The 22,315-nt window shown below is 42.4% G+C and carries 20 protein-coding genes; 13 read left to right on the forward strand and 7 right to left on the reverse strand.

Annotated features, from left to right (window positions below; translation table 11 throughout):
* The first annotated feature begins 116 nt into the window (after positions 1-116).
* From PQ461_RS08245 to PQ461_RS08270, 6 genes are all read left to right on the forward strand, one after another.
* On the forward strand, positions 117-1,457 hold the full coding sequence (locus PQ461_RS08245; RefSeq protein WP_274303191.1) for an APC family permease: 1,341 nt from the start codon (positions 117-119) through the stop codon (positions 1,455-1,457).
* A gap of 78 nt (positions 1,458-1,535) precedes the next feature.
* The gene (locus PQ461_RS08250; protein WP_274303192.1) at positions 1,536-2,807 is read left to right on the forward strand and encodes a zinc dependent phospholipase C family protein; all 1,272 of its coding nucleotides are present in this window, start codon (positions 1,536-1,538) and stop codon (positions 2,805-2,807) included.
* A 530-nt stretch (positions 2,808-3,337) separates the two neighbouring features.
* Positions 3,338-3,706 (forward strand): hypothetical protein, encoded by a 369-nt coding sequence (locus PQ461_RS08255; RefSeq protein ID WP_274303193.1) that lies wholly within the window; start codon positions 3,338-3,340, stop codon positions 3,704-3,706.
* Positions 3,707-3,836: 130 nt separating this feature from the next.
* Positions 3,837-6,176 carry a TonB-dependent receptor gene (locus PQ461_RS08260; RefSeq protein ID WP_274303195.1) on the forward strand — a complete coding sequence of 780 codons (2,340 nt, stop codon included), beginning with the start codon at positions 3,837-3,839 and terminating at the stop codon, positions 6,174-6,176.
* A gap of 2 nt (positions 6,177-6,178) precedes the next feature.
* Entirely contained in the window at positions 6,179-7,630 is a 1,452-nt protein-coding gene (locus tag PQ461_RS08265; protein ID WP_274303198.1) for a PepSY domain-containing protein, read from the forward strand.
* Between the two features lies 1 nt (position 7,631).
* Entirely contained in the window at positions 7,632-7,832 is a 201-nt protein-coding gene (locus PQ461_RS08270) for a heavy metal-binding domain-containing protein (RefSeq protein WP_274303200.1), read from the forward strand.
* Positions 7,833-7,851: 19 nt separating this feature from the next.
* Here PQ461_RS08270 and PQ461_RS08275 read toward each other — a convergent pair whose 3' ends face one another.
* A complete protein-coding gene (locus PQ461_RS08275) occupies positions 7,852-8,316 on the reverse strand; it encodes an NUDIX hydrolase (RefSeq protein ID WP_274303203.1) in 465 nt (154 codons plus the stop codon).
* 141 nt (positions 8,317-8,457) lie between these two features.
* Between PQ461_RS08275 and PQ461_RS08280 the strand changes: the two genes are divergently transcribed.
* The gene (locus tag PQ461_RS08280) at positions 8,458-9,042 is read left to right on the forward strand and encodes a riboflavin synthase (protein ID WP_274303204.1); all 585 of its coding nucleotides are present in this window, start codon (positions 8,458-8,460) and stop codon (positions 9,040-9,042) included.
* On the opposite strand, the gene PQ461_RS08285 is transcribed toward PQ461_RS08280, so the two are convergent.
* Positions 9,039-10,184, reverse strand: a complete 1,146-nt coding sequence (locus PQ461_RS08285; RefSeq protein ID WP_274303205.1) for a tetratricopeptide repeat protein — start codon at positions 10,182-10,184, stop codon at positions 9,039-9,041. The two genes, PQ461_RS08280 and PQ461_RS08285, sit on opposite strands and share 4 nt — an antisense overlap.
* Before the next feature lie 95 nt (positions 10,185-10,279).
* Between PQ461_RS08285 and PQ461_RS08290 the strand changes: the two genes are divergently transcribed.
* Positions 10,280-10,570 (forward strand): hypothetical protein, encoded by a 291-nt coding sequence (locus PQ461_RS08290; RefSeq protein WP_274303206.1) that lies wholly within the window; start codon positions 10,280-10,282, stop codon positions 10,568-10,570.
* A gap of 63 nt (positions 10,571-10,633) precedes the next feature.
* On the opposite strand, the gene PQ461_RS08295 is transcribed toward PQ461_RS08290, so the two are convergent.
* Both PQ461_RS08295 and hscA read right to left on the reverse strand, forming a co-directional pair.
* On the reverse strand, positions 10,634-11,620 hold the full coding sequence (locus PQ461_RS08295) for a hypothetical protein (protein ID WP_274303208.1): 987 nt from the start codon (positions 11,618-11,620) through the stop codon (positions 10,634-10,636).
* Between the two features lie 71 nt (positions 11,621-11,691).
* Complete coding sequence (gene hscA, locus PQ461_RS08300; RefSeq protein WP_274303209.1) at positions 11,692-13,560, reverse strand: Fe-S protein assembly chaperone HscA; 1,869 nt, start codon at positions 13,558-13,560, stop codon at positions 11,692-11,694.
* Between the two features lie 112 nt (positions 13,561-13,672).
* Here hscA and PQ461_RS08305 point away from each other — a divergent pair, with 112 nt between their 5' ends.
* On the forward strand, positions 13,673-16,501 hold the full coding sequence (locus PQ461_RS08305; RefSeq protein WP_274303212.1) for a TolB family protein: 2,829 nt from the start codon (positions 13,673-13,675) through the stop codon (positions 16,499-16,501).
* Here the strand turns inward: PQ461_RS08305 and PQ461_RS08310 are convergent.
* From PQ461_RS08310 to PQ461_RS08320, 3 genes are read right to left on the reverse strand one after another with little or no spacing between them, the layout of a single operon-like run.
* Positions 16,493-17,251, reverse strand: a complete 759-nt coding sequence (locus PQ461_RS08310; protein ID WP_274303214.1) for a copper homeostasis protein CutC — start codon at positions 17,249-17,251, stop codon at positions 16,493-16,495. The two genes, PQ461_RS08305 and PQ461_RS08310, sit on opposite strands and share 9 nt — an antisense overlap.
* Positions 17,252-17,273: 22 nt before the next feature.
* On the reverse strand, positions 17,274-18,284 hold the full coding sequence (locus PQ461_RS08315) for a glycosylasparaginase (protein WP_274303215.1): 1,011 nt from the start codon (positions 18,282-18,284) through the stop codon (positions 17,274-17,276).
* Positions 18,285-18,338: 54 nt separating this feature from the next.
* Complete coding sequence (locus PQ461_RS08320; RefSeq protein ID WP_274303216.1) at positions 18,339-19,676, reverse strand: dihydroorotase; 1,338 nt, start codon at positions 19,674-19,676, stop codon at positions 18,339-18,341.
* A 140-nt stretch (positions 19,677-19,816) separates the two neighbouring features.
* Between PQ461_RS08320 and PQ461_RS08325 the strand changes: the two genes are divergently transcribed.
* The 4 genes from PQ461_RS08325 to PQ461_RS08340 are packed head-to-tail and all read left to right on the forward strand — an operon-like array spanning position 19,817 to position 22,213.
* The gene (locus PQ461_RS08325) at positions 19,817-21,157 is read left to right on the forward strand and encodes a DEAD/DEAH box helicase (protein ID WP_274303218.1); all 1,341 of its coding nucleotides are present in this window, start codon (positions 19,817-19,819) and stop codon (positions 21,155-21,157) included.
* Position 21,158: 1 nt separating this feature from the next.
* Positions 21,159-21,431, forward strand: coding sequence for a hypothetical protein (locus tag PQ461_RS08330; RefSeq protein ID WP_274303220.1), 273 nt, complete (start codon positions 21,159-21,161; stop codon positions 21,429-21,431).
* Positions 21,432-21,436: 5 nt separating this feature from the next.
* Positions 21,437-21,766, forward strand: a complete 330-nt coding sequence (gene gldC, locus PQ461_RS08335; RefSeq protein WP_274303221.1) for a gliding motility protein GldC — start codon at positions 21,437-21,439, stop codon at positions 21,764-21,766.
* A 3-nt stretch (positions 21,767-21,769) separates the two neighbouring features.
* Positions 21,770-22,213, forward strand: coding sequence for a hypothetical protein (locus tag PQ461_RS08340; protein ID WP_274303223.1), 444 nt, complete (start codon positions 21,770-21,772; stop codon positions 22,211-22,213).
* Positions 22,214-22,315 lie beyond the last annotated feature (102 nt).

Below are 22,315 nucleotides of genomic sequence, written 5' to 3' on the forward strand. Positions count from 1 at the left end.
GACTAATGAATAACATATTGTCACCTGATCATCTTTTTTAGATTAACACTGTTAAATAAGCCGATTATCTTATTTATTTTGACCCCGCTATCTTTATCTCACGTCAGCAAAAATCAATGAACGAAAAACATCAGCTCGAACGCGGCCTCTCACTTACACAGGCTACAGCTATCAATATGATTGATATGGTAGGCATAGGTCCGTTTGTTACCGTACCGCTTATTGTTGGCGCCATGAGGGGGCCGCAATGTATCATTGCCTGGCTGGTTGGGGCTTTACTGGCGTTTATGGATGGTTCTATCTGGGCCGAGATGGGAGCTAAATGGCCTATGGCTGGCGGCAGCTATGTTTTTCTGCAAAATTTATACGGTAAATGGGGGCGCATGTTTGCGTTCTTATTCATCTGGCAAACTACCATACAAGCACCATTGGTGATTGCAAGCGGAGCTATAGGTTTTGCACAATATTTAACCTACCTGGTACATTTAACCGGGATGCAGCAAAAAATGGTGAGCGGGGCTTTGGTGATTTTACTGGTATTGCTGCTATATCGCAACATTAAAACCATTGGTAAAATATCCGTTATCCTTTGGATTATTACCGGCGGTACATTTCTGTGGCTAATCTTTTCAGGGTTTAGTTCTTTCAATGGTAAACAAGTTTTTACATTTTCAAAAGACGCTTTTGACTTTACGCCTTTGTTCTTTGTGGGCCTTGGTCAGGCATCGCTAAAAACGATCTATTCATTTTTAGGCTATTATAATGTGTGTCATTTAGGTGCCGAAATCAAAGAGCCTGAAGTAAATATCCCTAAGAGCATTTTTATATCCATAGCAGGTATTACCGTATTGTACCTGGGCATGCAGATCATGATTTTAGGGGTATTGCCCTGGCAAAAGGTAGCGGCATCAAACTTTGTTGTAAGTATTTATTTCGAGCAGATTTATAACAGCGGCGTTGCCAAAATTGCAACAGGACTTGTGCTGATCATCGCATTGTCCTCATTGTTTTCTGTTACATTAGGCTATTCAAGGGTACCTTATGCTGCCGCAGCAGATGGTAACTTTTTCCCGATGTTTGGTAAGATACATCCAACCAAAAAGTTTCCGCATGTATCACTGCTGGTATTAGGTGCGTTTGCATTTGTATTTAGCATGCTGTTTAAAATGAAAGAGGTGATCACTGCTATCATCACCATGCGCATCATTATTCAGTTTTTAGGGCAGGCCTTTGGTGTGCTGTTATGGCATAAAAATAAGCCGAAGGATACACGTCCTTATAAAATGTGGTTATTTCCCATCCCGGCTATTATTGCCATAGTTGTTTGGCTGTTTATACTGATCACCAGTCCGCTCGAATTTATTTTACTGGCCTGCGGTATCATTTTTACGGGGCTTATCCTGTATTATTTCTGGCAGCGCAGTATAGGTAAGAAGTTGCCTGCAATAGAAGGTTAGGCTGAATAACTATGCGCATTATATTAATGTTACAAACATTTTAGCAGCATTGTATATTTAGTACAAAGTTTACTATTTATGCTGCGCCCTTTTTTCCGTTACATCATTATTATCTGCTGCTGTTTGTGCACCAGTTTTTCTGCAAAAGCTTATGCTATACTTGCTCACGAGGCCATAGTTGACGCCTGTTGGGCTAAGGATATCAAACCGCTTTTGCTTGAGCGTTACCCTGCTACTACAGATTCCGCCATGCGTGCTGCCCGTTCTTATGTTTATGGTGGAGCAATGGTTGCAGATATGGGTTACCTGCCAATGGGTAGTGCTTACTTTAGCGATTTGCTGCATTATGTGCGCAGTGGCGAAATGGTGCAAAACCTGATAAGGGAAGCGCAGAATGTAAATGAAATGGCTTTTGCATTAGGCGCGTTATCGCATTATTTGGCTGATGAATACGGACATTCGCGTGCTACCAACCTTACTGTACCCACTATTTATAAAAACCTGCAACAGAAGTATGGCAACTTTGTGACGTATGGCGATGATAATGTATCGCACAGCCGTACCGAGTTTTCTTATGATGTGCTACAGATAGCCAGGGGCAATTACAATACACAATCATATCATGATTTTATAGGCTTTAACGTTTCTAAGCCCGTATTAGAGCGTGCATTCCGTAAAACTTATGGCGAAGACCTGAATGAGCTTTTCAGCAACTTTGAGGGTAGCGTTAAAACATTCAGATGGGGAGTGAAGAATCTGATGCCTACGCTGATACGTCGTACCTGGAAATCGCAGCATGACAGTATTATGAAACGCCAGCCGGGGATGACCGCCAAGCGGTTCAAATACAAAATGAAAGGCCGTGAGTTTCACCAGGAATATGGAAAAGGCGAATCTAAACCGGGTTTCTGGGCAAGCTTTTTAAGCTGGGTAATTAATGCCATGCCGAAGATCGGACCGCTTAAAACCTTAAAATATGTAGATCCAGGTCAGCAAGGCGAGCAGTTTTTTATTCACAGTTTCGATACTATTTTAGTTTGTTACAGTACAGATATACAATCCATCCGCAGTAATACTCTACAGCTAAAGGATATCGACTTTGATACCGGCCGCCCAACTAACAATGGTGAATATGGCCTTGCAGACCAAACTTATGCCGAGCTACTGATCAGTTTGCAGAAATCTAATTTCAGGTATTTAAATCCGGCACTAAAAGCTCACCTGCTCGAGTACTATAAGAATGAGCATGCCATCTCATACTCTACAAAGTACCCCATTGATTGCGATAAACTAATGCTGGCATTACAGCAACTGAAAAACGCACAGGTGACGGAAACGGCGGCTTTGTAAAAAGTCTCACCCTGCCCTCTCCAAGGGAGAGTGTATAAAGTTTTGAACCTATTACCATTTAAATTAGTAATTTGTAATATGTCTCCCTCTCCATTTGGAGAGGGCTGGGTTGAGGCCTATTAATCGATTGGCTCGTTCTTCGCAAACAAAAAATTTAAGCGTCATTGCGATCCGTTGCAAGACGGAGAAGCAATCCCCGATCAGCAAACAGATTAGCATATTTGTGATTGCTTCGTTCCTCGCAAAGACGGTTTTAATCTTCAATCCCTCCCTAACCCTCCCAAGGGAGGGAACTGAACTAATTAATTTAATTGCAACGGTATTTATCTTTCTCCGGTTAGAGAGGGTTGGGGTGAGGCTCATTGACGGACAAGAAAAGTAACATTCACAACCTTCTTAATATTTATACAATTAAATCAAAAAATCAAATTAACACTTCTTCTTTAAAACTTTCAATACTTACCTTTGCGGCATCTGAACAGCGGTTGCAAAAACTGTGTTATAGATAATTAAAACTGTCTTTTTTGCTAATGAAAAACCGGTTACTCTGTATTTTACTGCTTTTGGGGCTTGTTTGCGCCCAGTTTTCGCAGTACTTTATTGTGGCAGGTTTTGATCTGAACCGGAAATACATTGCAGAAAAGCTGTGTGTAAACAAAAGCCGTCCGTGGATGCACTGTAACGGCCGATGTTACCTGATGAAAAAGCTAAAGCAAGCCGCCGACAAAGAGCGTGCTGCCGAACGCGAAAATCAAAAGAATGCTTTCCAGGTAGCTATTTTCACTCAGCCAGAGCCATTTGTATTTGATGCCCAGATCAGCAGAACATTTGTAGTGAAAGAGCCATCTTTCACGCTGCCACAAGGCCATACCTCTATTTTTCAGCCGCCAAAGGTTTAACGTTTCCTTCATTCTTTAATTAATATGATTTGTCCATAAGCAAGCAGGTTGCACCTGTTAGTTGCTGTTGGCTTATCTGTCATTTTTTTACTTGCATGGCATAAGTATGCCCCTGCGACTATTTATTTCAATGAAACGTTATTACCTTACCCTAATATTTTTAGGCCTGATACAGGCTGCCTTTTGCCAGCGCATCACTGGTACTGTAACTGATGCCATTACACACGAGCCATTGCCCGGAGTTACCGTCACCGCTGGCGAAAGCACTACAACAACATCTAATTCAACCGTGACTGATCGTAACGGCCGTTTTTCTATCGCTCATGCTGATCAGCTACATTTCAGTATGGTTGGTTATGTTACTCAGTTGGTTGCATCCGGCAAAAATCCTTTATCTGTAGCTATGCAGCCTTCATCGCTTGATTTGCAGCCAGTAATTGTTACTGCCAGCCGCGAGAAACAGGCGCGTCAGGATGCGCCGATTGCTATCAGCAAAATAAACCAGGTGCAGATACAAGACACTAAGGCAACTGCACTTTATCAACTGTTAAATAAAGTTCCCGGCGTTTATATGGTTGATCTTGGAAACGAACAGCACACCATGGCCATCCGTCAGCCGATTACTTATAATGCACTTTATTTGTATATGGAAGATGGTTTACCTATCCGTCCTACGGGTATCTTCAACCATAATTCTTTATATGAAATCAACATGTCGGGTGTTAAGGATATCGAAGTTGTTAAAGGCCCTGCATCGTCACTGTATGGCAGTAATTCTGTTGGTGGCGCAGTAAACTTTATTACACAGGGTCCGCCGTCGGGTTATGCTGGAGGTGTATCATTACAAGGCGATAATTATCACTACCGCCGGGTTGATGCCAATGGAGGTTTTACCGATGGAAAATTCGGTTTGTATGCAGGTGGCTACGTAGCCCACATGAAAGACGGCTGGCAGGATTATACCAACTTCGACAAGTATTCGGTTAACCTGAAAACAACTTACGATTTTAATAATCAAACAAAGCTGACTGCCGCGGCTGCGTACAATTATCTTAATACGCAAACACCCGGTACTTTAGACAGCGCACATTTTTACAGCAGGACATACAGCAGTAACCAGCGTTTTACTTACCGTAAAGTAGAGGCATTTAGGGCTAATATGCGTTTAGACCATACCTGGAACGAGCGCAGCGCTACATTTGTAACCGGCTTTTACAGAGATAACTCAACAGCGCAATTGCCGAGTTATTATATCTCAGATGTAAGGGATGCGAACGGCAAATATTTAAGCTCGAACGGGCAGGTGAATGATCAGAAGTTCCACAGTTTCGGTTTGCTGGCGCAGCACCGTACAGATTTTGACTTTCTGCATTCGCGATTAATAGCAGGTGTTTATCTGGATAACAGCCCAAGCTCTTATTATGCACAGCAGTTAAACATTACAAAAGATGTGGTGAATAATTACTATACCGGTTTTACCAATACGGGCCTTTATCTTGATGATTACCGCATTAAGTTATTTAATACCGCTGCATATACACAATACGAGATCAGGCCGTTTGATGCCTTACGTATTGTTGGTGGCTTACGTTATGACCGTGTACATTATGATTTTCAGAATGGGTTGCCACCGTCAAACACGAAGTATAAGCAGCAAGAGACCAATAACTTTAACATCGTAGCACCAAAAATAGGGTTCACCTATAACCTGGGTAATAACAAAGGCTTTTATGGTAACTTCAGCGTTGGGTTCCAGCCGCCTGAAACAGGCGATTTATACAGTTCGCGCCAGTTAACCCCGTTAAAGCAAGCTACTTTTGAAAATTATGAAATAGGCGGATGGTTCTCTGCCCTGGATAAAAAGCTTTATGCAGAAGTTAGTTTGTTTGATCTGGAAGGTAGAAACGAGATTATCAGTCAGCTGTTGCCTGATAACACCACTCAAAACCAAAATGCAGGTGCTACCAGGCACCAGGGTATAGAATATTCAGTAACCTATGCGCCTGTGCATGACGTTACCCTACGCTTTAGCGGTACAAATGCGCGTCACATCTATCTGGATTATAGTGAAGTGGCTAAGAATTACAGCACCGGCAACAGTTACAGTATAGTGTATGATGGTAACCGCATGATCAATGCACCGGCATGGATAGCCAACGCAGAAGCTACTTATAAACCTTCATTTTTACCGGGCTTCCGCATAGCGCCAGAGTGGCAGCACATCAACCATTATTATACAGATCCGGCTAATACCAAAACTTACAGCGGTTACAATTTGTATAATCTGCGCCTTGGTTACGACTTTAAAGCCACTGTGCTTAAAGGAGCCGGTATATGGTTCAATGTGCTTAACTTAACCAATAAGCTGTACGCTACAACAGTAACCAGCAATCAGTATGGCGATACCTATAATGCAGCGCCTCCGCGCATTTATACTTTAGGTATCAGCTATGCATTTTCAAAATATTGATAATGGAAAACAACAATCATAAGTTGCGCCGTAATTTTTACAAGTGGCACCGTATCATCGGTTTAATTGCTCTGGTACCGGTCATATGCTGGACCTTGAGCGGATTATCGCACCCGTTTATGTCAAACTGGTTCAGGCCGTTTATTCCTAATGAAACTTTTAAGCCGCTAACACAGGCACAGATGAAACCTGTAATGTCTTTACAGCAGGTGCTTGATCAAAACAAGGTTGCTGTTATCCGCAATTTTGGTTTAGTAGATTTTAAAGGGCAAACTTATTACCAGGTGCTTCAGGCCGATAGTAGCTATAGCTACTATTCGGCTAATGATGGTAAAGTGCTGCCAGATGGCGACAAATTATATGCAACCTACCTAGCACGCTACCTTACGCAAGATTCTGTTTCTAAAATAAAGCGCATCACTTTACAGACTAAGTTTGATGCCCAGTATCAGCCCATTAATCATTTGTTACCCGTTTGGAAGGTAAGCTTTCTTCGGCCGGATGGTATGGATGTTTATATAGAAACAGGGCAAAGCCGCATGGGAACGTTCAATAATAATACCCGTAAAGCAATGCTGGGTTTATTTGAGCAGTTTCATACCTGGCAATTTCTGGCAGCGATAGGCGGCGAAAAATTGAGAATAGGGGTACTGATCGTATTGGTTGGCTGCATGTTCTTGTCGATGTTGAGTGGTTTGATTGTGTATGGCTTTCTGTGGAACAGGTTTAAAGAGTTATCCGAGAAACGCAAAGCAAGCGGTAAAAAAGATACGCGCTTTGTTCATCGCTTCCATAGGCAGTTGGGGCTTATTATGTCTTTCCTGATGCTCACATTTACTTTCAGCGCAGCTTTTCATCTCATTGTTAAGTTACATAACATTAGGCCGGAGAGCAAACCATATAGTCAGCTAATTAATCGCGACCAGTTACAATTATCAAACTTACAATTACCCGTTGCAGATACCCTGATCAAAAAGGTTTCGGTAGCTATGTTTGAAAACAAGGTTTACTACCAGGTACTCAAAAGGGATAAAAGTATGGCTTACATCGATGCTGCTAATGGTAAAGAACTGCCAGACGGCGATGTTCGTTATGCTAGCTACCTGGCAGATTATTACCGAAAAACCAGCGGCAGCACAACTAATATTCAGCCGGGTAAAACCGAATTGATTAAACAGTTTAACGAGGAGTATGGATTTATCAATAAACGCCTGCCGGTTGAAAAAGTAAGTTATGGCAGCGAGAACTGGTATATAGAAACTGCTACTGCTAAGTTAGCTACCAAAGTAGCCGGGCTTGACCGTGCTGAAGGATTTTCTTTCATTTTTCTACATAAATACTTTGGCATGTCATGGGCAGGCAAAAACATCCGTGATATTGTGAGCATGCTTGCTGCTTTGGGTATTTTAGTGGTTTCGTTATTTGGCTTCGCCGCTTTCTTAAAAAATCAATAATATGAAAAGATACATTTTAATTGCAGTTACCAGTTTAATGGTAGCCGCGTGTTCGCAAAACCCACCTGCCAATAAAAAGGCAGAGAAACAGCAACAGGCAAATTGCAAATACACCTGTACTATGGATAAAGACGTATGCTCGGATAAACCCGGCGTATGTCCAAAATGCGGTATGGAGCTGGTGGAGAAAGCAGATAAATAAGAACTGTACAAGAGGGCTATTAGCCCTCTTGTTGTTTAATGGCTATTAATTGTAGTATTAAGTTGGCCTGGGCTGGATTAATCTTCTGCAAAGCAATATCTGCTTCCAACCATGCAGCTTTGTCAATTTCGGGATATGAAACCCACTTGCCCGACTTGTATGGGTATTCCATTGTGAAAACATTGCTTACAATGTTTTCGTGGTCAATGTCGCCTTCAACGGCCCAGCAGTGTACCACTTTGCCGCCTTTTTGCTTTATGGGTTCAAGCATTATAAAGTCACCTTCAACTGGCTGGCCTGTTTCTTCCTGAAACTCACGTTGCGCGGCGGTAAGCGGTTCTTCGCTTTCGTCGAACTCGCCTTTGGGTATCGACCAAGCACCTGCATCTTTTTTTGCAAAGAATGGTCCGCCCGGATGCACCAGGAAAAACTCTAATTGCTGTTTGTTATAACGATATAGCAAAACGCCTGCGCTTTGTTTCATATAATAATGTTGTCATATTGAGCGCAGCGAAATATCTTCTTCACCTTGATATTTGTAGAAAATTTATCCTGCCGTCAAAATGACATTGAATTGATGTGGTTTATTAAATACAAGCTGTAATATACTTAGTTTTGCCGCATTATGTTTACCGGAATAATTGAAACCCTTGGCCGTGTTACGGATCTTTATAAAGATGGGGGCAACCTGCATATCACTGTCGAATCAACTATCGCATCAGAATTAAGGATTGATCAGTCTGTAGCCCACAATGGGGTTTGTTTAACAGTTGTGGCGCTTGCCGATGGCCTGCACACGGTTACTGCCATTGAAGAAACGTTAAATAAAACCAATCTGGCTTATCTTAAAGCGGGGGATGAGATCAACCTGGAGCGTTGCATGCAAATGAACGCCCGCTTAGACGGCCATATTGTGCAGGGGCACGTAGATCAAACAGCTGTTTGTAGATCTGTTGAGGAAATGGACGGCAGCTGGGTATATACTTTCGAGTATGATGCCGGTATAGGTAACGTTACCGTTGAAAAGGGTTCTATTTGTGTAAATGGTATTAGCCTTACGGTGGTAAACTCAACAGATAACGGTTTTTCGGTGGCGATTATTCCATACACTTACGAGCATACCAATTTGCATAATATAAAAGCCGGCGACACAGTAAACCTTGAATTTGATATCATTGGTAAATATGTCGCCAGGCTAATGAAGCGTTAACGATGTAATTCGTTGATTCGGTGACTGGTATATTCGATAAATGATTGCTGGCTATCTGCCGGTGGTTTAGACGAGATATACTTTTTATAATATCTTACAGCCATTAAAGTGTCTTTCAGTGAGACATCATAAATAGCAGCCATAGCATAAAGTGCCATCGGTTTCTCGCCGAATGTTAGTCCGCGCTGATAAGCCGCTATCGCCTTTTTAGGCAAATGCATTTGATCGTAGCAATCGCCGATCTCGCTGTAATAGCTGTTTGTAGCTGGGGATATACCTTCGTTAATGGCTTTTTGCAGATAATAAATCGCTTTAGCGTTGTCTTTTAAAGCCTTATGGCTTAGGCCTAAATAGTAATAAGAAGTTTCAGTTTGGGTATCGGTACTGTCGAGCATGTGCAGGGTTTTAATGCACTCCTTATATTTTTTAAGCCTGAACTCTGCTATACCCTTGTAGTTGATTACCTGCGTGGATTGTGCCTGGTTATTGATCAGCCTGGTGCAGATGTCTATCATTTCCGGATACTTCTTCAAATTGAAATCTACCTGCATTTTACCCGTCAACAGTAAAATGTTCGATGTATCAGCATGTAATGCCACATCAATTATTTTTTCTGCCTGCTCAAACTGTTTAAAACCGATCATTGCCGTAGAAAGATCATAGGCTACGTCACCATTCTCGGGGTTGATTTTGTTAGCTTTTTGCAGGTAAACCAAGTTAGCAACGATATCACCCGTGTTTTTGCTAAGAGTAGCTAACTGCCTGTAAACGCTAAAGTTTGTACTGTCGATTTTAAGGATGCGTTTGTAATAGGCGAGTGATTTTGCATTATTACCCCGCCGCATTTGGATGCTGGCCATGCTGAACAATACCGAAAGATTGGTGGAATCAATACTGTACAGGCGTTGATAATAAGCTTCGGCATCGGGCAACCGGCCTGCCTGGTTTGAGGCATAGGCCAGCTGCGCAAGTACCTTATTGTTTAGGGGTTCAGGATAGGTCTTTTTAAGCAGATCGGCAGCTTCACCAAATTTTTGTGTCTGGTAAAGTTCAATCAAAGTTGAGTCGGTTTTTGTAGTACTGTTTTGAGCAAATGTTGCCGCACACATTAGCAACAGAACAAGGCTGAGGCAAAATTTCATAGGTTGTTATTTTTAACTAAGTTATTAGTTGATATTGATATGTCAAACACTTTTTGAAAAAAGATGTTAACTAATTGAATCAATATTTAAAACAAATGGATAAGATTAGGAAATTTGAATTGATGGAGAAGATCGTCCGTGAGTTGGAGGATTTAAGAAACAGCCAGCAGGCATGTGTTCAAAAGCTTTCTAAAATTGAGGTGGACAATATCGAATTAGGTGATAAACGTTTGGAAAAAGATCTTCCTGATATGCACCAGCGTATTGCTGATAACCTTGACAACATAAGCTCAATACTTGACAGCTTTGCTGAACAAACCAATGAGTTCAGTAACAAAAATAATATCTCTGCTTTGAAAGAGCAGGAAGCTATTAGCAACAGGTAATCTTCTTCATTTAAGATAAAAACAATAAAAGCCAGGCATTTGCCTGGCTTTTATTGTTTAATGCTATTGATACTGTATGTAAATGGGAGCAGGTGTTAAACTCAGCACTTCCTTGGGTGTCATCATGCGGTTGGGCACTTTTTTTATATCGTTCTTATAAAAAAGCTTAAATCCCGTGAATTCAACAGGTTCCCCAGCGACGAAGTATTTATAGGTGCGTTTTTTTAATTCCGGTCCGCCCCAGCCATCCATATCCATCACAAATTGAATGTTAGGGTCTAACTTAATGTTTTTATAGTTGGTCACCATGCGCTTAGTGAAACGATGTACCACAAATATTTTAGGCGGCAGATTGTATTTATCACAAAGTGAGCTTAGGTATTTGATTACAAAGTTTATATCATCTGCATCAAATGTTCCTATACGTTTGCCCGGCACGCTGCCTTCTTTCATCGAAAATTCGGGATCAATACCGAAATGCACGTTAGGCATTTTCAAGTATTTCTCTAACAGGGGAAGTTCTTTTTGAACAGTGCTGTAGCCTACCTGTATATCCAAAAATACCAGGGCATTAATCGGTTTAGCCATTTCAATTACTTTATCAATCTGGCTAAAAGGCATACGCAGATTGTGGAGGCCATTAGCGCCGGCATCGGCTTGTGCAGTTACACAGATATAATGAAGCGCCGGTTTAACCGGTACTTCCGGATCTGCAGCCTCCCAGTTTTTTACTTCAGCCCTAAGTTTTTCCCGCATTACTGATGGTTCATACTGACCAAGCACCCCCATGTTTTTGGAATACATATTGCCATAGTATGCAACCACCCTATAAAACGGCAGAATTGCACCCGGTTTTGGATAAGGTGCATTCTTCACCGGCCACTTACCGGTTGTGTCACCGTGGACCAGATGTAGCATCAACGAATCATAACGGGCAGTATCGAGGTTAGCAGGCTTTAAAGTGCTATCGGGTTGTATTGTTTGCGCTGTTGACTTAAAAGAATATGCAGCGAAGCAGATTGCTATGGTAAGTTTAAGAATGTTTTTCAAGTGCGTTATTTATAGATTGCTACAAATAACGCATTTTAATTTCAGGAGTTTTAATTGATGCGTAAGTTTCGTTATTCACCCGCACCATCAATGCTCTTACCCTTCATAGCATGGCTGATAGCCATATCCATTACACGTTCGGCAAAAGGGCGGGTATACTCGTTCAGTTCATCAATCTTTTTCAGTATCGCGTCTTTATCGCCACCGGTAAGTGCATCTTGTAATGCCTTTACATAGGCCTGTGTTTGTGCAAGTTCTTCAATAGAAAGATATTCGCGGTTCTTTTCCATGAAGCGCTGTGCGGTATAAACCATCTGCTCGCCTTCCGTGCGGGCTTCAATCAGCATACGCTGGGTCACATCGTCTTTAGCGTGAGTAATGCTATCCATCAGCATCTGCTCCACCTGATCGTCAGTAATACCGTAAGTTGGTTTTACTTCAACTTCCTGCTTAACGCCCGAACGCAGTTCAATAGCCTGCACTTTCAAAATACCATCGGCATTCAGCAAAAAGTTAATATCAACTTTAGGCAAGCCAGCAGGCATTGCCGGGATACCTTTTAAATCAAACTCGGCCAGTTTGCGGTTTTCTTTTACCAAATCACGTTCGCCCTGATAAACGGTTACTTTCATGTTTACCTGCCCGTCAACAGATGTGGTATACTGGCGACCGGCCTTGGTAGGTACTTTTGAATTACGCGGAATAATAACATCCATTAAGCCACCCATCGTTTCAATACCTAAAGAAAGCGGGGTAACGTCCAGCAATAAAATATCTTTACGGTTACCGGCCAAAATATCAGCTTGTAAAGCAGCACCAAGGGCAACTACCTCGTCCGGGTTTACATCATCATGTACCGGGCGGCCGAAGAATTCAGCAACTTTATTTTTAACCAACGCGGTACGGGTTGAGCCACCCACCATAATCACTTCGTCAATGTCGGTTACTTTTAAGCCGGCATCCTTCAACGCGTTTTTACAGCTTTCAATGGTTTCATTTACTTTAGGCTGTATCAGTTGCTCAAAGGTATTGCGGTCAATGGTGAGCCAGATATCGCCAAGCTTCTCATTAAAGATGCTTTGATGCGCAAATGCTTTTTTAGCTTCTTCTGCTTTTAAACGGATCTGCTGTGTAAGCTCATTATTATTGGCCAGTTCTGCTTTATCCAGTTTGTTCTGTTCTATCCAGTAATCGGCAATGGCACGGTCAAAATCATCGCCACCTAAAAATGTATTACCATTGGTTGATAATACTTCGAAAATGCCGTTTTGGATCTGCAGGATAGAAACATCAAAAGTACCACCGCCTAAGTCATAAACGGCAACTGTCTTTGTTTCTTCAGGGTTTAAGCCAATGCCATAAGCAAGGCTGGCTGCGGTAGGTTCGTTAACAATCCGCAATACATCTAAACCTGCAAGTTTACCTGCATCGCGGGTAGCCTGGCGCTGCGAATCGTTAAAATAAGCAGGTACAGTGATTACCGCCCGGTTAACCGGAGTTTTTAATGCGTGTTCGGCACGTTCTTTAAGTTCCTTTAATATCAGGCCCGAAAGTTCGATAGGTGTATAAAACTTATCACCAACCTTGATCTTTACCAGGCTTTCGGTATCATCGTCAATTACTTTGTATGAGAAAAAGCTTTGATAGTTTTCAATGTCTTTATATGACCGTCCAAGCAAACGCTTAACCGAAAATATGGTGTTCTGCGGGTCGGTTGTTAAATAGGTTTTAGCATCGTTGCCCACAGTAATATCACCTGTTGCACCAAAATGTATTACTGATGGCACCAGTACACCTTTGCCTGCATCATTAATAACCTGCGGTTGTTTATCCGGGTTAATAAAAGCAACCAGCGAGTTTGTGGTACCAAGGTCGATGCCTACAATAATATCTTCCTGCTGCAGTGAACCTGTTGCCAGGTTAATTGAAACTATAGCCATAACGTGTATTTAACAAGTGGCAAATGTATGGAGTTTTGTTGTATGGTCTGTCATGGTAGTGTATATTGCCTTTGCTTGTATTAATGCGTACAAGTAATTATTTTCATAGCCAATGTTGAAGCCCCCTAAAAAGTTACTGCTTGTTGCCTTGCTGTTCATATGTTCCTATAGCTATGGCCAGCAATTTGGCGGAAACCCGCCCTCTGTTAAATGGCAGCAAATCAATACACCGGCTGCAAGGGTGATATTTCCCTACGGGCTTGATTCGGTTGGTTTGCGGGTGGCCAGTATTATTCAGGAAATGAATAATCGGATAAAGCCAACTATTGGTGTAAAGCAGAAGCAGGTAAATATCGTTTTGCAGAATCAGACCATTATTTCTAACGGGTTTGTGCAGTTAGCGCCATTTCGCAGTGAGTTTTACTTAACCCCATCGCAGAATAGTTTTGAACTGGGGACTTTGCCTTGGGATGAGCAGCTTGCTATTCACGAGTTCAGGCATGTACAGCAATACAATAATTTTAATGTAGGCTTATCAAAGGCGCTTCATATTCTTTTCGGAGAAAGCGGGCAGCTGCTTGGTAATTCGGCTGCCATACCCGATTGGTTTTACGAGGGTGACGCCGTTTTTAACGAAACACTGGTAAGCGACCAGGGCAGGGGACGATTGCCTTTTTTTTTTAATGGCTTTAGAGGGGTTTGGGAAGCCGGGAAAAACTACAGCTGGATGAAGCTGCGGAACGGTTCTTACAGGGATTACGTGCCCGACTGGTATCCCTTAGGTTATATGATGACCGCTTACGGGCGCGAGAAATATGGGCCTATGTTTTGGCGAAATGTGACGCATGATGCCGCATCCTTTAAGCCGTTGATCTATCCGTTTCAGCATGGGGTTAAAAAATATGCCGGTATCAGCTATCCGAAATTCAGAACCGAAGCTTTAAATTATTTTAAACAGCAAATTGCTTTACCGATGGATAAGGCCTTGGTTCCTAAGGTTAAAGATAATGAGCACTTTATTGCCGATGCAGAATACCCTGCCATTGTAAATGACAGCACTATTATTTATGTAAAAAGCAGTTACAAAAAGCGGCCAATGCTTGTGGTTAAAAGCGGGTCAAAGCAACGAGTTTTAGCAGTGCAGTATTTATCGTTGGATAAGCACTTTAACTATCGTAAAGGCAAGATAGTTTATGCATCATACCGGCCTGATCTGCGGTGGGGTTACCGCAACTATAACGAACTGATTATAGTTGATGTAGCTACAGGTAAACAGACTAGGATAACGCATCACACCAAATACTTTTCGCCCTCATTTAGTGAAGATGGTAAGCAGATCATAGCAGTAGAAACCGAACCGTCAGGGAAAAATAACCTGGTAATAATAGATGCAGTTAACGGAATTGTTTTAAACACGATACCTAACCCGGGTAAGTTGTATTACACTTATCCGCGTTTTTATGCTGGCGATAAAATAGTTGCAGGTGTGCGTAACCAAAGGGGGAAAATGACCCTTGCCACCGTAGATACCAAAACTGGAGAGGCTGCATCTTTAATGGCTTATAATAATGTGCCGGTTGGATTTTTAAATGTGCAGAAAGATACGGTTTACTTTACAGCCACCACCGGTTTAAACGACCGCCTGTATGCCTTATCGCTTAACGACAAAAAGCTGTATCAGTTACGAAACGATACTTTACAAAACGCTATAGGCAACTATGAACCATCGGTTGCAGGCAAGCAGTTAGCATGGGTAAGTTTTACTAATTATGGCTACCAGATACACCATTCCGATCTGCAAGATGTAAAATGGCAGCCTATTGAAAATAAACAGTCGCCGGGCGGGCTTTATAACTACAATATTGCGCCTTTAACTAAGGATACATCTGCCGATTTGCTCGACCGTGTGCAAACACAGCCTTTAAAAGTAAGCAGGTACAGCAAGTGGCACAACCTGTTTAATTTTCACAGCTTACTGCCCGACTTTGAAGATCCCGATTATACGCTATCCATAGCGGGCGAAAACGTACTGAATACTTTTCAATCATCCTTATACGGCACTTATAACCGCAACGAAGGTTACAAGCAAATTGGTTTTAACGCCGTTTACGGAGCGCTTTTTCCTTACATAGATGCCGGCGTAAGCCATACTTTTGACAGGCAGGGTTATTATAGGGGAGAAAGCATCTACTGGAACGAAACCGCAGTTCATGGTGGCGTGCAAATACCATTGAACTTAAGCCGTAACACGCATAGCACGTTCTTTACTTTCGGTAGCGATGCTTATTACAATTCGGTAAATTTTCAGCAGGCTTATCGCAGCAGATTTCAGGATCAAAACTATACGTACTTAAATAACTATATCAGCTTTAGTAACAGCATTTCACAGCCCGTACAAAACATTTATCCGCATTTTGCTCAAAGCATTTATTTTAACTATAAAAAGGGGATAATTAACCAGTATAACTATCAGTTGCTGGCTACAGGTAATTTTTATTTCCCGGGCTTGTTTGTTAACCATAATCTGGTAATTGGTTTAGCCCATCAGCAGCGAAGCCAAAACACGGTGATCGATTTCTCTAACAGTTTCCCTTTTTCAAGAGGTTATACCGTTTACAATCTTTACAAAATGGATAAGGTAGCACTAAACTATCATTTTCCCATTGCTTATCCCGATGCCGGATTTGCCAACCTGATTTACATAAAGCGGCTTCGCGGTAATGCCTTTTTTGATTACACACGTGCGAAAGACTTTTATACCAACGGCTTAGCCTTTAACGGTAATTTTCGTTCAACAGGCGGGGAGCTGTTTTTTGACACGCAATGGTTTAACCAATTACCGTTAACATTTGGTTTAAGGTACACCCGCCTTTTAGACCAGGATCTGGGAACGCACGGCAGCAACCGTTTCGAGCTGGTTGTGCCGCTTACTTTATTCTAATGCGTTTGCCCTTTCGATTATGAGCTTTACCTTTTCGGGGTCGGTACTTTCAAAAGTATAAAGGTCATGGAACGCATTGCCCATCATAATATGATCGTTATGATATTGCATGCGGCTGGTATTACGCACCTTGGCAGATGTATGCACCTCGGTAACCCCCGTAAAATGCACAAGGTCTTTTACATTCTGTTCGTTTACACCGCTGCCGGCCATTATAACGATACGTCCTGCGGCCTGTTCAACTAAGTGAGCTATGGTTGCCGCACCCTCTATAGCCGTTGTTTTGCCACCGGAGGTTAGTATCCTCTCACATCCCAATTCAATAATATCTTCAAGCGCCTGCGAATAGTCGGCACAAATATCAAAGGCACGGTGAAAGGTTACGCCCATGTTGTAACGGTGAGCAACTTCCACCATTTTTGCGGTGTTTACTTTGTCTATGCTGCCGTCTGGTTGCAATGCACCGATAACTACACCGTCGCAGCCAATTTTGCCGCAGTTTTCAATGTCGGTAAGGATGATATCCATTTCATTTTCATTGAACAGGAAATCCCCCGCACGCGGACGGATCAGCACATATAATTTGATGTGAAGCAGTTTACGAGCCACTGCAATTTGCCCGAATGACGGGGTGGTGCCCGCTTCGCTCAGGTTTTCGCAAAGCTCTACACGGATGGCGCCGCCTTGTTGTGCAGCAAGTGCCGAAGCTAATGAGTTAGCACAAACTTCGAGCGATACAGTTTTCGTCATGTGGAGGTTTAAAAGCTAATGTTTATTTGTAAAAGCTTTCGCCCTTAAATAGTTTGTCTTGTTTTTCTGAATCGCAAACGGCATATGTAAACCCGGTTTGGATAGCATAAGCACCGTATTCTCCTTTTTTATTAATGGCTAAAAAGCCTACCTGTATTTGTTTGGCAGTTTCAGGCTTCTTTTTAATGATGCGGTGTACGGCTTCTTCGCAGGCTTCCTGCGGCGAACGGCCCTGGCGCATTAACTCAACCACCAAAAAGCTGCCCACGTTGCGGATTACTTCTTCGCCTACACCAGTAGAAGTAGCGCCGCCAACCTCATTGTCTACATACAAGCCTGCACCAATAATCGGGCTGTCGCCTACACGGCCATGCAGTTTCCATGCCATACCGCTGGTAGTACATGCACCACTGATATTGCCTTTAGCATCAAGCGCCAGCATACCTATGGTATCATGGTTGTATTCGCTTCCGCGCTTATAGCTTTTATTTTCAATGTTGATCACCGGTTCATATTTAGCAGTTTTCAACCACTCTTTCCATGCCTTTTCAGACTCGGGCGTTAATAGCTTTTGTGCCTTAAACCCATGTTCAACAGCAAACTGGCGGGCACCATCGCCGACTAATAAAACATGCGGTGTTTTTTCCATCACCAAACGCGCTACAGAGATAGGGTGGTCAATGTCTTCCATTGCTGCTACTGCGCCACAGTTACCGGATTCGTCCATAATGCAGGCATCAAGGGTAACATGCCCGTCGCGGTCGGGGTATCCAGCACGTCCAACGCTGTGGTTGTTCAGGTCTGCCTCTGGTATACGTGCGCCGGCTTCAACAGCATCAATAGCACGGCCGCCCTTTTTTAAAATTTCCCATGCAGCTTTATTCGCCGGAACGCCAAAGTCCCAGGTGGAGATCACAACAGGTAATGATGATTGCCCGGCCAAAGGTTTTGCAGCGGCAAAACCAGTACGCGATAAAGCGGCTACCGATGCCCCGGCAGCAGAAAGTTTAATGAATTTACGACGGTTGAACATGCGTCCAAAATAAGCATAATCGCGTATTTAAGACGAATGCTTAATGAAAAATGCTTACGGACGATCAAAGGTCATGCGCTCGCCTGATTTTTGCTCAATCAGCTTGCCGTTTTCGTAAGCCAAAGTACCTGATATAATAGTATGAGTAACAGCAGAACCGAAGGTTTGCCCCTCGAACGGGCTCCATTTACATTTATATAAGAGGTTGTTTTTGTCCACGGTCCACGGTTTGTGCAGATCAACCAATACTAAGTCTGCCCAGTAACCTTCGCGAATAAAACCACGTTTTTCAATCTGGAAACAGGTAGCCACATTGTGCGCTGTTTTTTCTACAATCTGTTCTAAAGTCATCTTGCCATGGTGGTATAGCTCGAGTAAGGCGGTAAGCGCATGCTGAACAAGCGGCCCACCCGATGGTGCCTGTAAGTATGGCTGCGATTTTTCCTCTATAGTATGCGGTGCATGGTCGGTAGCAATAACATCAATATGGCCATCAAGTACCGCCTGTAATATTCCGGTGCGGTCTTCAGCAGTTTTTACGGCAGGATTCCATTTGATGTAGTTGCCTTTTGTTTTGTAATCGGCATCGCTAAACCAAAGGTGGTGTATGCAAGCTTCGGCAGTAATCTTTTTCTGGCTTAATGGGATAGTATTATCGAACAACGAAGTTTCTTTTGCGGTAGAAATATGCAGGATATGCAGCCTTGTACCGTGTTTTTTAGCAAGCTCCACGGCCATTGACGATGACAGGTAACAAGCCTCTTCACTGCGAATAATAGGGTGGTATTCGATGGTAATGTTATCGCCAAGCAGTTCTTTATAATGTGCCATGTTGGCTTTAATGGTTGCCTCATCCTCGCAATGGGTAGCAATCAGCATAGGCGACTGGCTAAATAATTTGTCTAAAGTGTTCGGATTATCTACCAGCATATTGCCGGTTGATGAACCCATAAAAACTTTAACGCCGCATACGTTTTTAGCGTTTGTTTTCAATACCTCATCAAGGTTGTCATTCGAGGCACCCATAAAGAACGAATAGTTCGCCAGCGAATTTTGCGATGCAATGCGGTATTTGTCTTCTAACAACTCTTGCGTTAATGCGTTAGGCACAGTGTTAGGCATTTCCATAAAGCTGGTTATACCACCGGCAACAGCCGCCCGCGATTCTGTATAGATATTACCTTTATGCGTTAATCCCGGCTCACGGAAATGCACCTGGTCATCAATAAAGCCGGGCAACAGGTATAGCCCTTCAGCATTAATTTCTTTATCAGCAGTAGTATCAATATGGCTGTCAATACGTTCAATATGGCCGTTATTAATCAGTACATCACTGTTGAACTGCTTATTTTCGTTAACTATTGTCGCGGATTTAATGAGAATGGAAGACATACTGCAAATTTAAGTTAAAAGTTATCAGTGAAAAGTTTAAAGTTAATAATATGTAATGAGAGCACTCAAAAGGAGAGGCTTAAGTGACTTTCTACTTTTGACTTTCTACTTTTGACTCAATCAATCCTTATCTTTGTCGAATGGCTGTAGTTTTTGAAGATTTTAATTTTAACCGGCAGATATTGAATGCAGTGGCTGATGCCGGGTATACCGAAGCTACGCCGATACAGCAAAAAGCTATTCCGCCGATACTTAACGGGCAGGATGTAATGGGCATTGCGCAAACCGGCACAGGTAAAACTGCCGCCTATGTGCTGCCACTCATCATGAAGCTGAAATATGCACAGGGCGAACATGCCCGTGCGTTGATTATTGCGCCAACCCGCGAGCTGGCTATGCAGATCGAAGAACACATCCGTATGTTTGCAACATATACCGATCTGCGGGTGGTTACCCTTTATGGTGGCCTTGGCCCTAAACAGCAAATTGAAACTTTGAAGAAAGGTGTCGATCTTATTGTGGCAACTCCCGGTCGTTTTATGGACCTTTATCTTGCCGGGCATATCCAAACCAAGCCTTTACAAGTTTTGGTTTTAGACGAAGCGGATAAGATGATGGACATGGGCTTTATGCCACAGATCAACCGCATATTGGAAGTGGTGCCGCGCAAAAGGCAGAACCTGCTTTTTTCGGCTACCATGTCAGATAAGGTACATAACCTTGCAGGTAACTTTCTTGAATTTCCGACGCTAATTGAAGTTACGCCACAGGCAACACCTGCGCAAACCGTTACACAGGTATTATATAAAGTGCCGGGAGTTAAAACCAAGATCAACCTGCTTAAATATATCCTTGATCATAATGAGGTCGACAAACTTATTGTATTCTGCAAAACCCGTACAGCGGCAGAGGATGTATATAAGTTCCTGGTTCGTAAGTTTAGTGAAAACGAAGTAAAAGTATTGCACGCCAACAAAGGGCAAAACACACGTATCAACTCTATTAACTCCTTCAAAACTGAAGAAGTACGTATATTGGTGGCTACAGATGTTGCTGCCCGTGGTATTGACGTAAGCAATGTAAGCCACGTAATTAATTTCGATGTCCCTGTTGTTATTGAAGATTATGTACACAGGATAGGTCGTACAGGCCGGGCTTTCCAACATGGCGAGGCGATTACCTTTTGTAACCCTGCCGAGGAATATTACATCAATAAAATACAGAAGCTTATCCGCCAAACTATTGATGTACTGCCACTGCCTGACGATGTTTTTGTAGAGAAGCCCGAATACGAAGAACGCCAGGCTCAGGCTCGAGAAATTGATATGCAGAAGCGCAAGGAAAACCCTGACTTTAAGGGGGCTTTCCACGAAAAGAAACTGGCTAATACCAAAGAGGGCGCAGAAGCCAAAAAGCGTTACAAAAAACAATTAGAAGATAACGCTAAACGCAAATACTTTAAGCCTAAAAAGAAAAGATAAAATGAAGCTAAAGGTTACTCCTTTAAATTTTTGTACAGCAGGTTTCCTGTTATTGTCGGCTTATATCTGGATCACCGGTGGTGTAAGGGTAACAGGTGGTGGTATATATACGCACTTAACCAATACCATTGCCTGGATCTTCGTGCTCTTCGCTATTGTAGTGTCATTTCTTGATCTAATCTTCCGTAATTTCTTCCCTAAGCTTAAAAACGTATGGATTGTGGAGCTAAGCTTTATAACTTTGACCGCAATTATATTTTTATTGATCAAATAATTTACATGAAGACTGCCGAAATTAAACTTACCATAGATCTGGATGATAACAACGTGCCTGAGAATATTATGTGGGAATCAACCGACTCGCAAAATAAAGAGGCATTGCCTGTTAAATCGATGATGCTGGCACTGTGGGACAATAACTACAAAAACACCCTGCGCATTGATCTGTGGACTAAAGATATGCCTGTTGACGAAATGAAACGTTTCTTCTATGAAACATTAATGACCATGGGCGACAGCTTTTTACGTGCTACAGGCGAAACAAACATTGTAGAAGATTTGCGCGACTACTGCGCACACTTTGCAGAAAAAATGGAAATTGTTAAATAACATATGCGACCGCGTACCCTTTTAGCTTTTATTGGTTTTTTACTGATTATAATAGGCACTTATTGTCCGCTGCTGCGCCCGTTCGGGTTGTTTAGCTGGGATATTTACGGGTTAAACAAACCTTATGGCATTGCCGTATTTGTGGTTGCCATAGCTGGCCTGGCAAGCGCTATTGCCGGGCAGGTTAAATTGGCTAAGGTGAGTGCGCTGTTATCGTTAGTACTTATCATTTTACTTTACATAGCTGCCATAATGAAGGTAAATACCAGTTTCAGTTTTATTCCATTTAAAAAAATATCTGCTGGCTTAAGCCACATGATTAAATATAAATGGGGCTGGTATGTATTGTTTGCAGGTGCTATAATTTCGGTGATCAGTACCCTTGGCGCTAAGCAAAAGGTTTGGGGGCCGCAATATCAAGCAGAAGAAAGTAAAGAGATTAAATAAACGACATTAATTTATTTTAAAGCGAAGCCTTTATAAAAGCTTCGCTTTTTTTATGCTTTTTACAACCGCAAGTGCTAAAATTACGTATGAGGAGCAGTAACC

This window comes from Mucilaginibacter sp. KACC 22063 (assembly GCF_028736115.1).
Lineage (GTDB): Bacteria > Bacteroidota > Bacteroidia > Sphingobacteriales > Sphingobacteriaceae > Mucilaginibacter.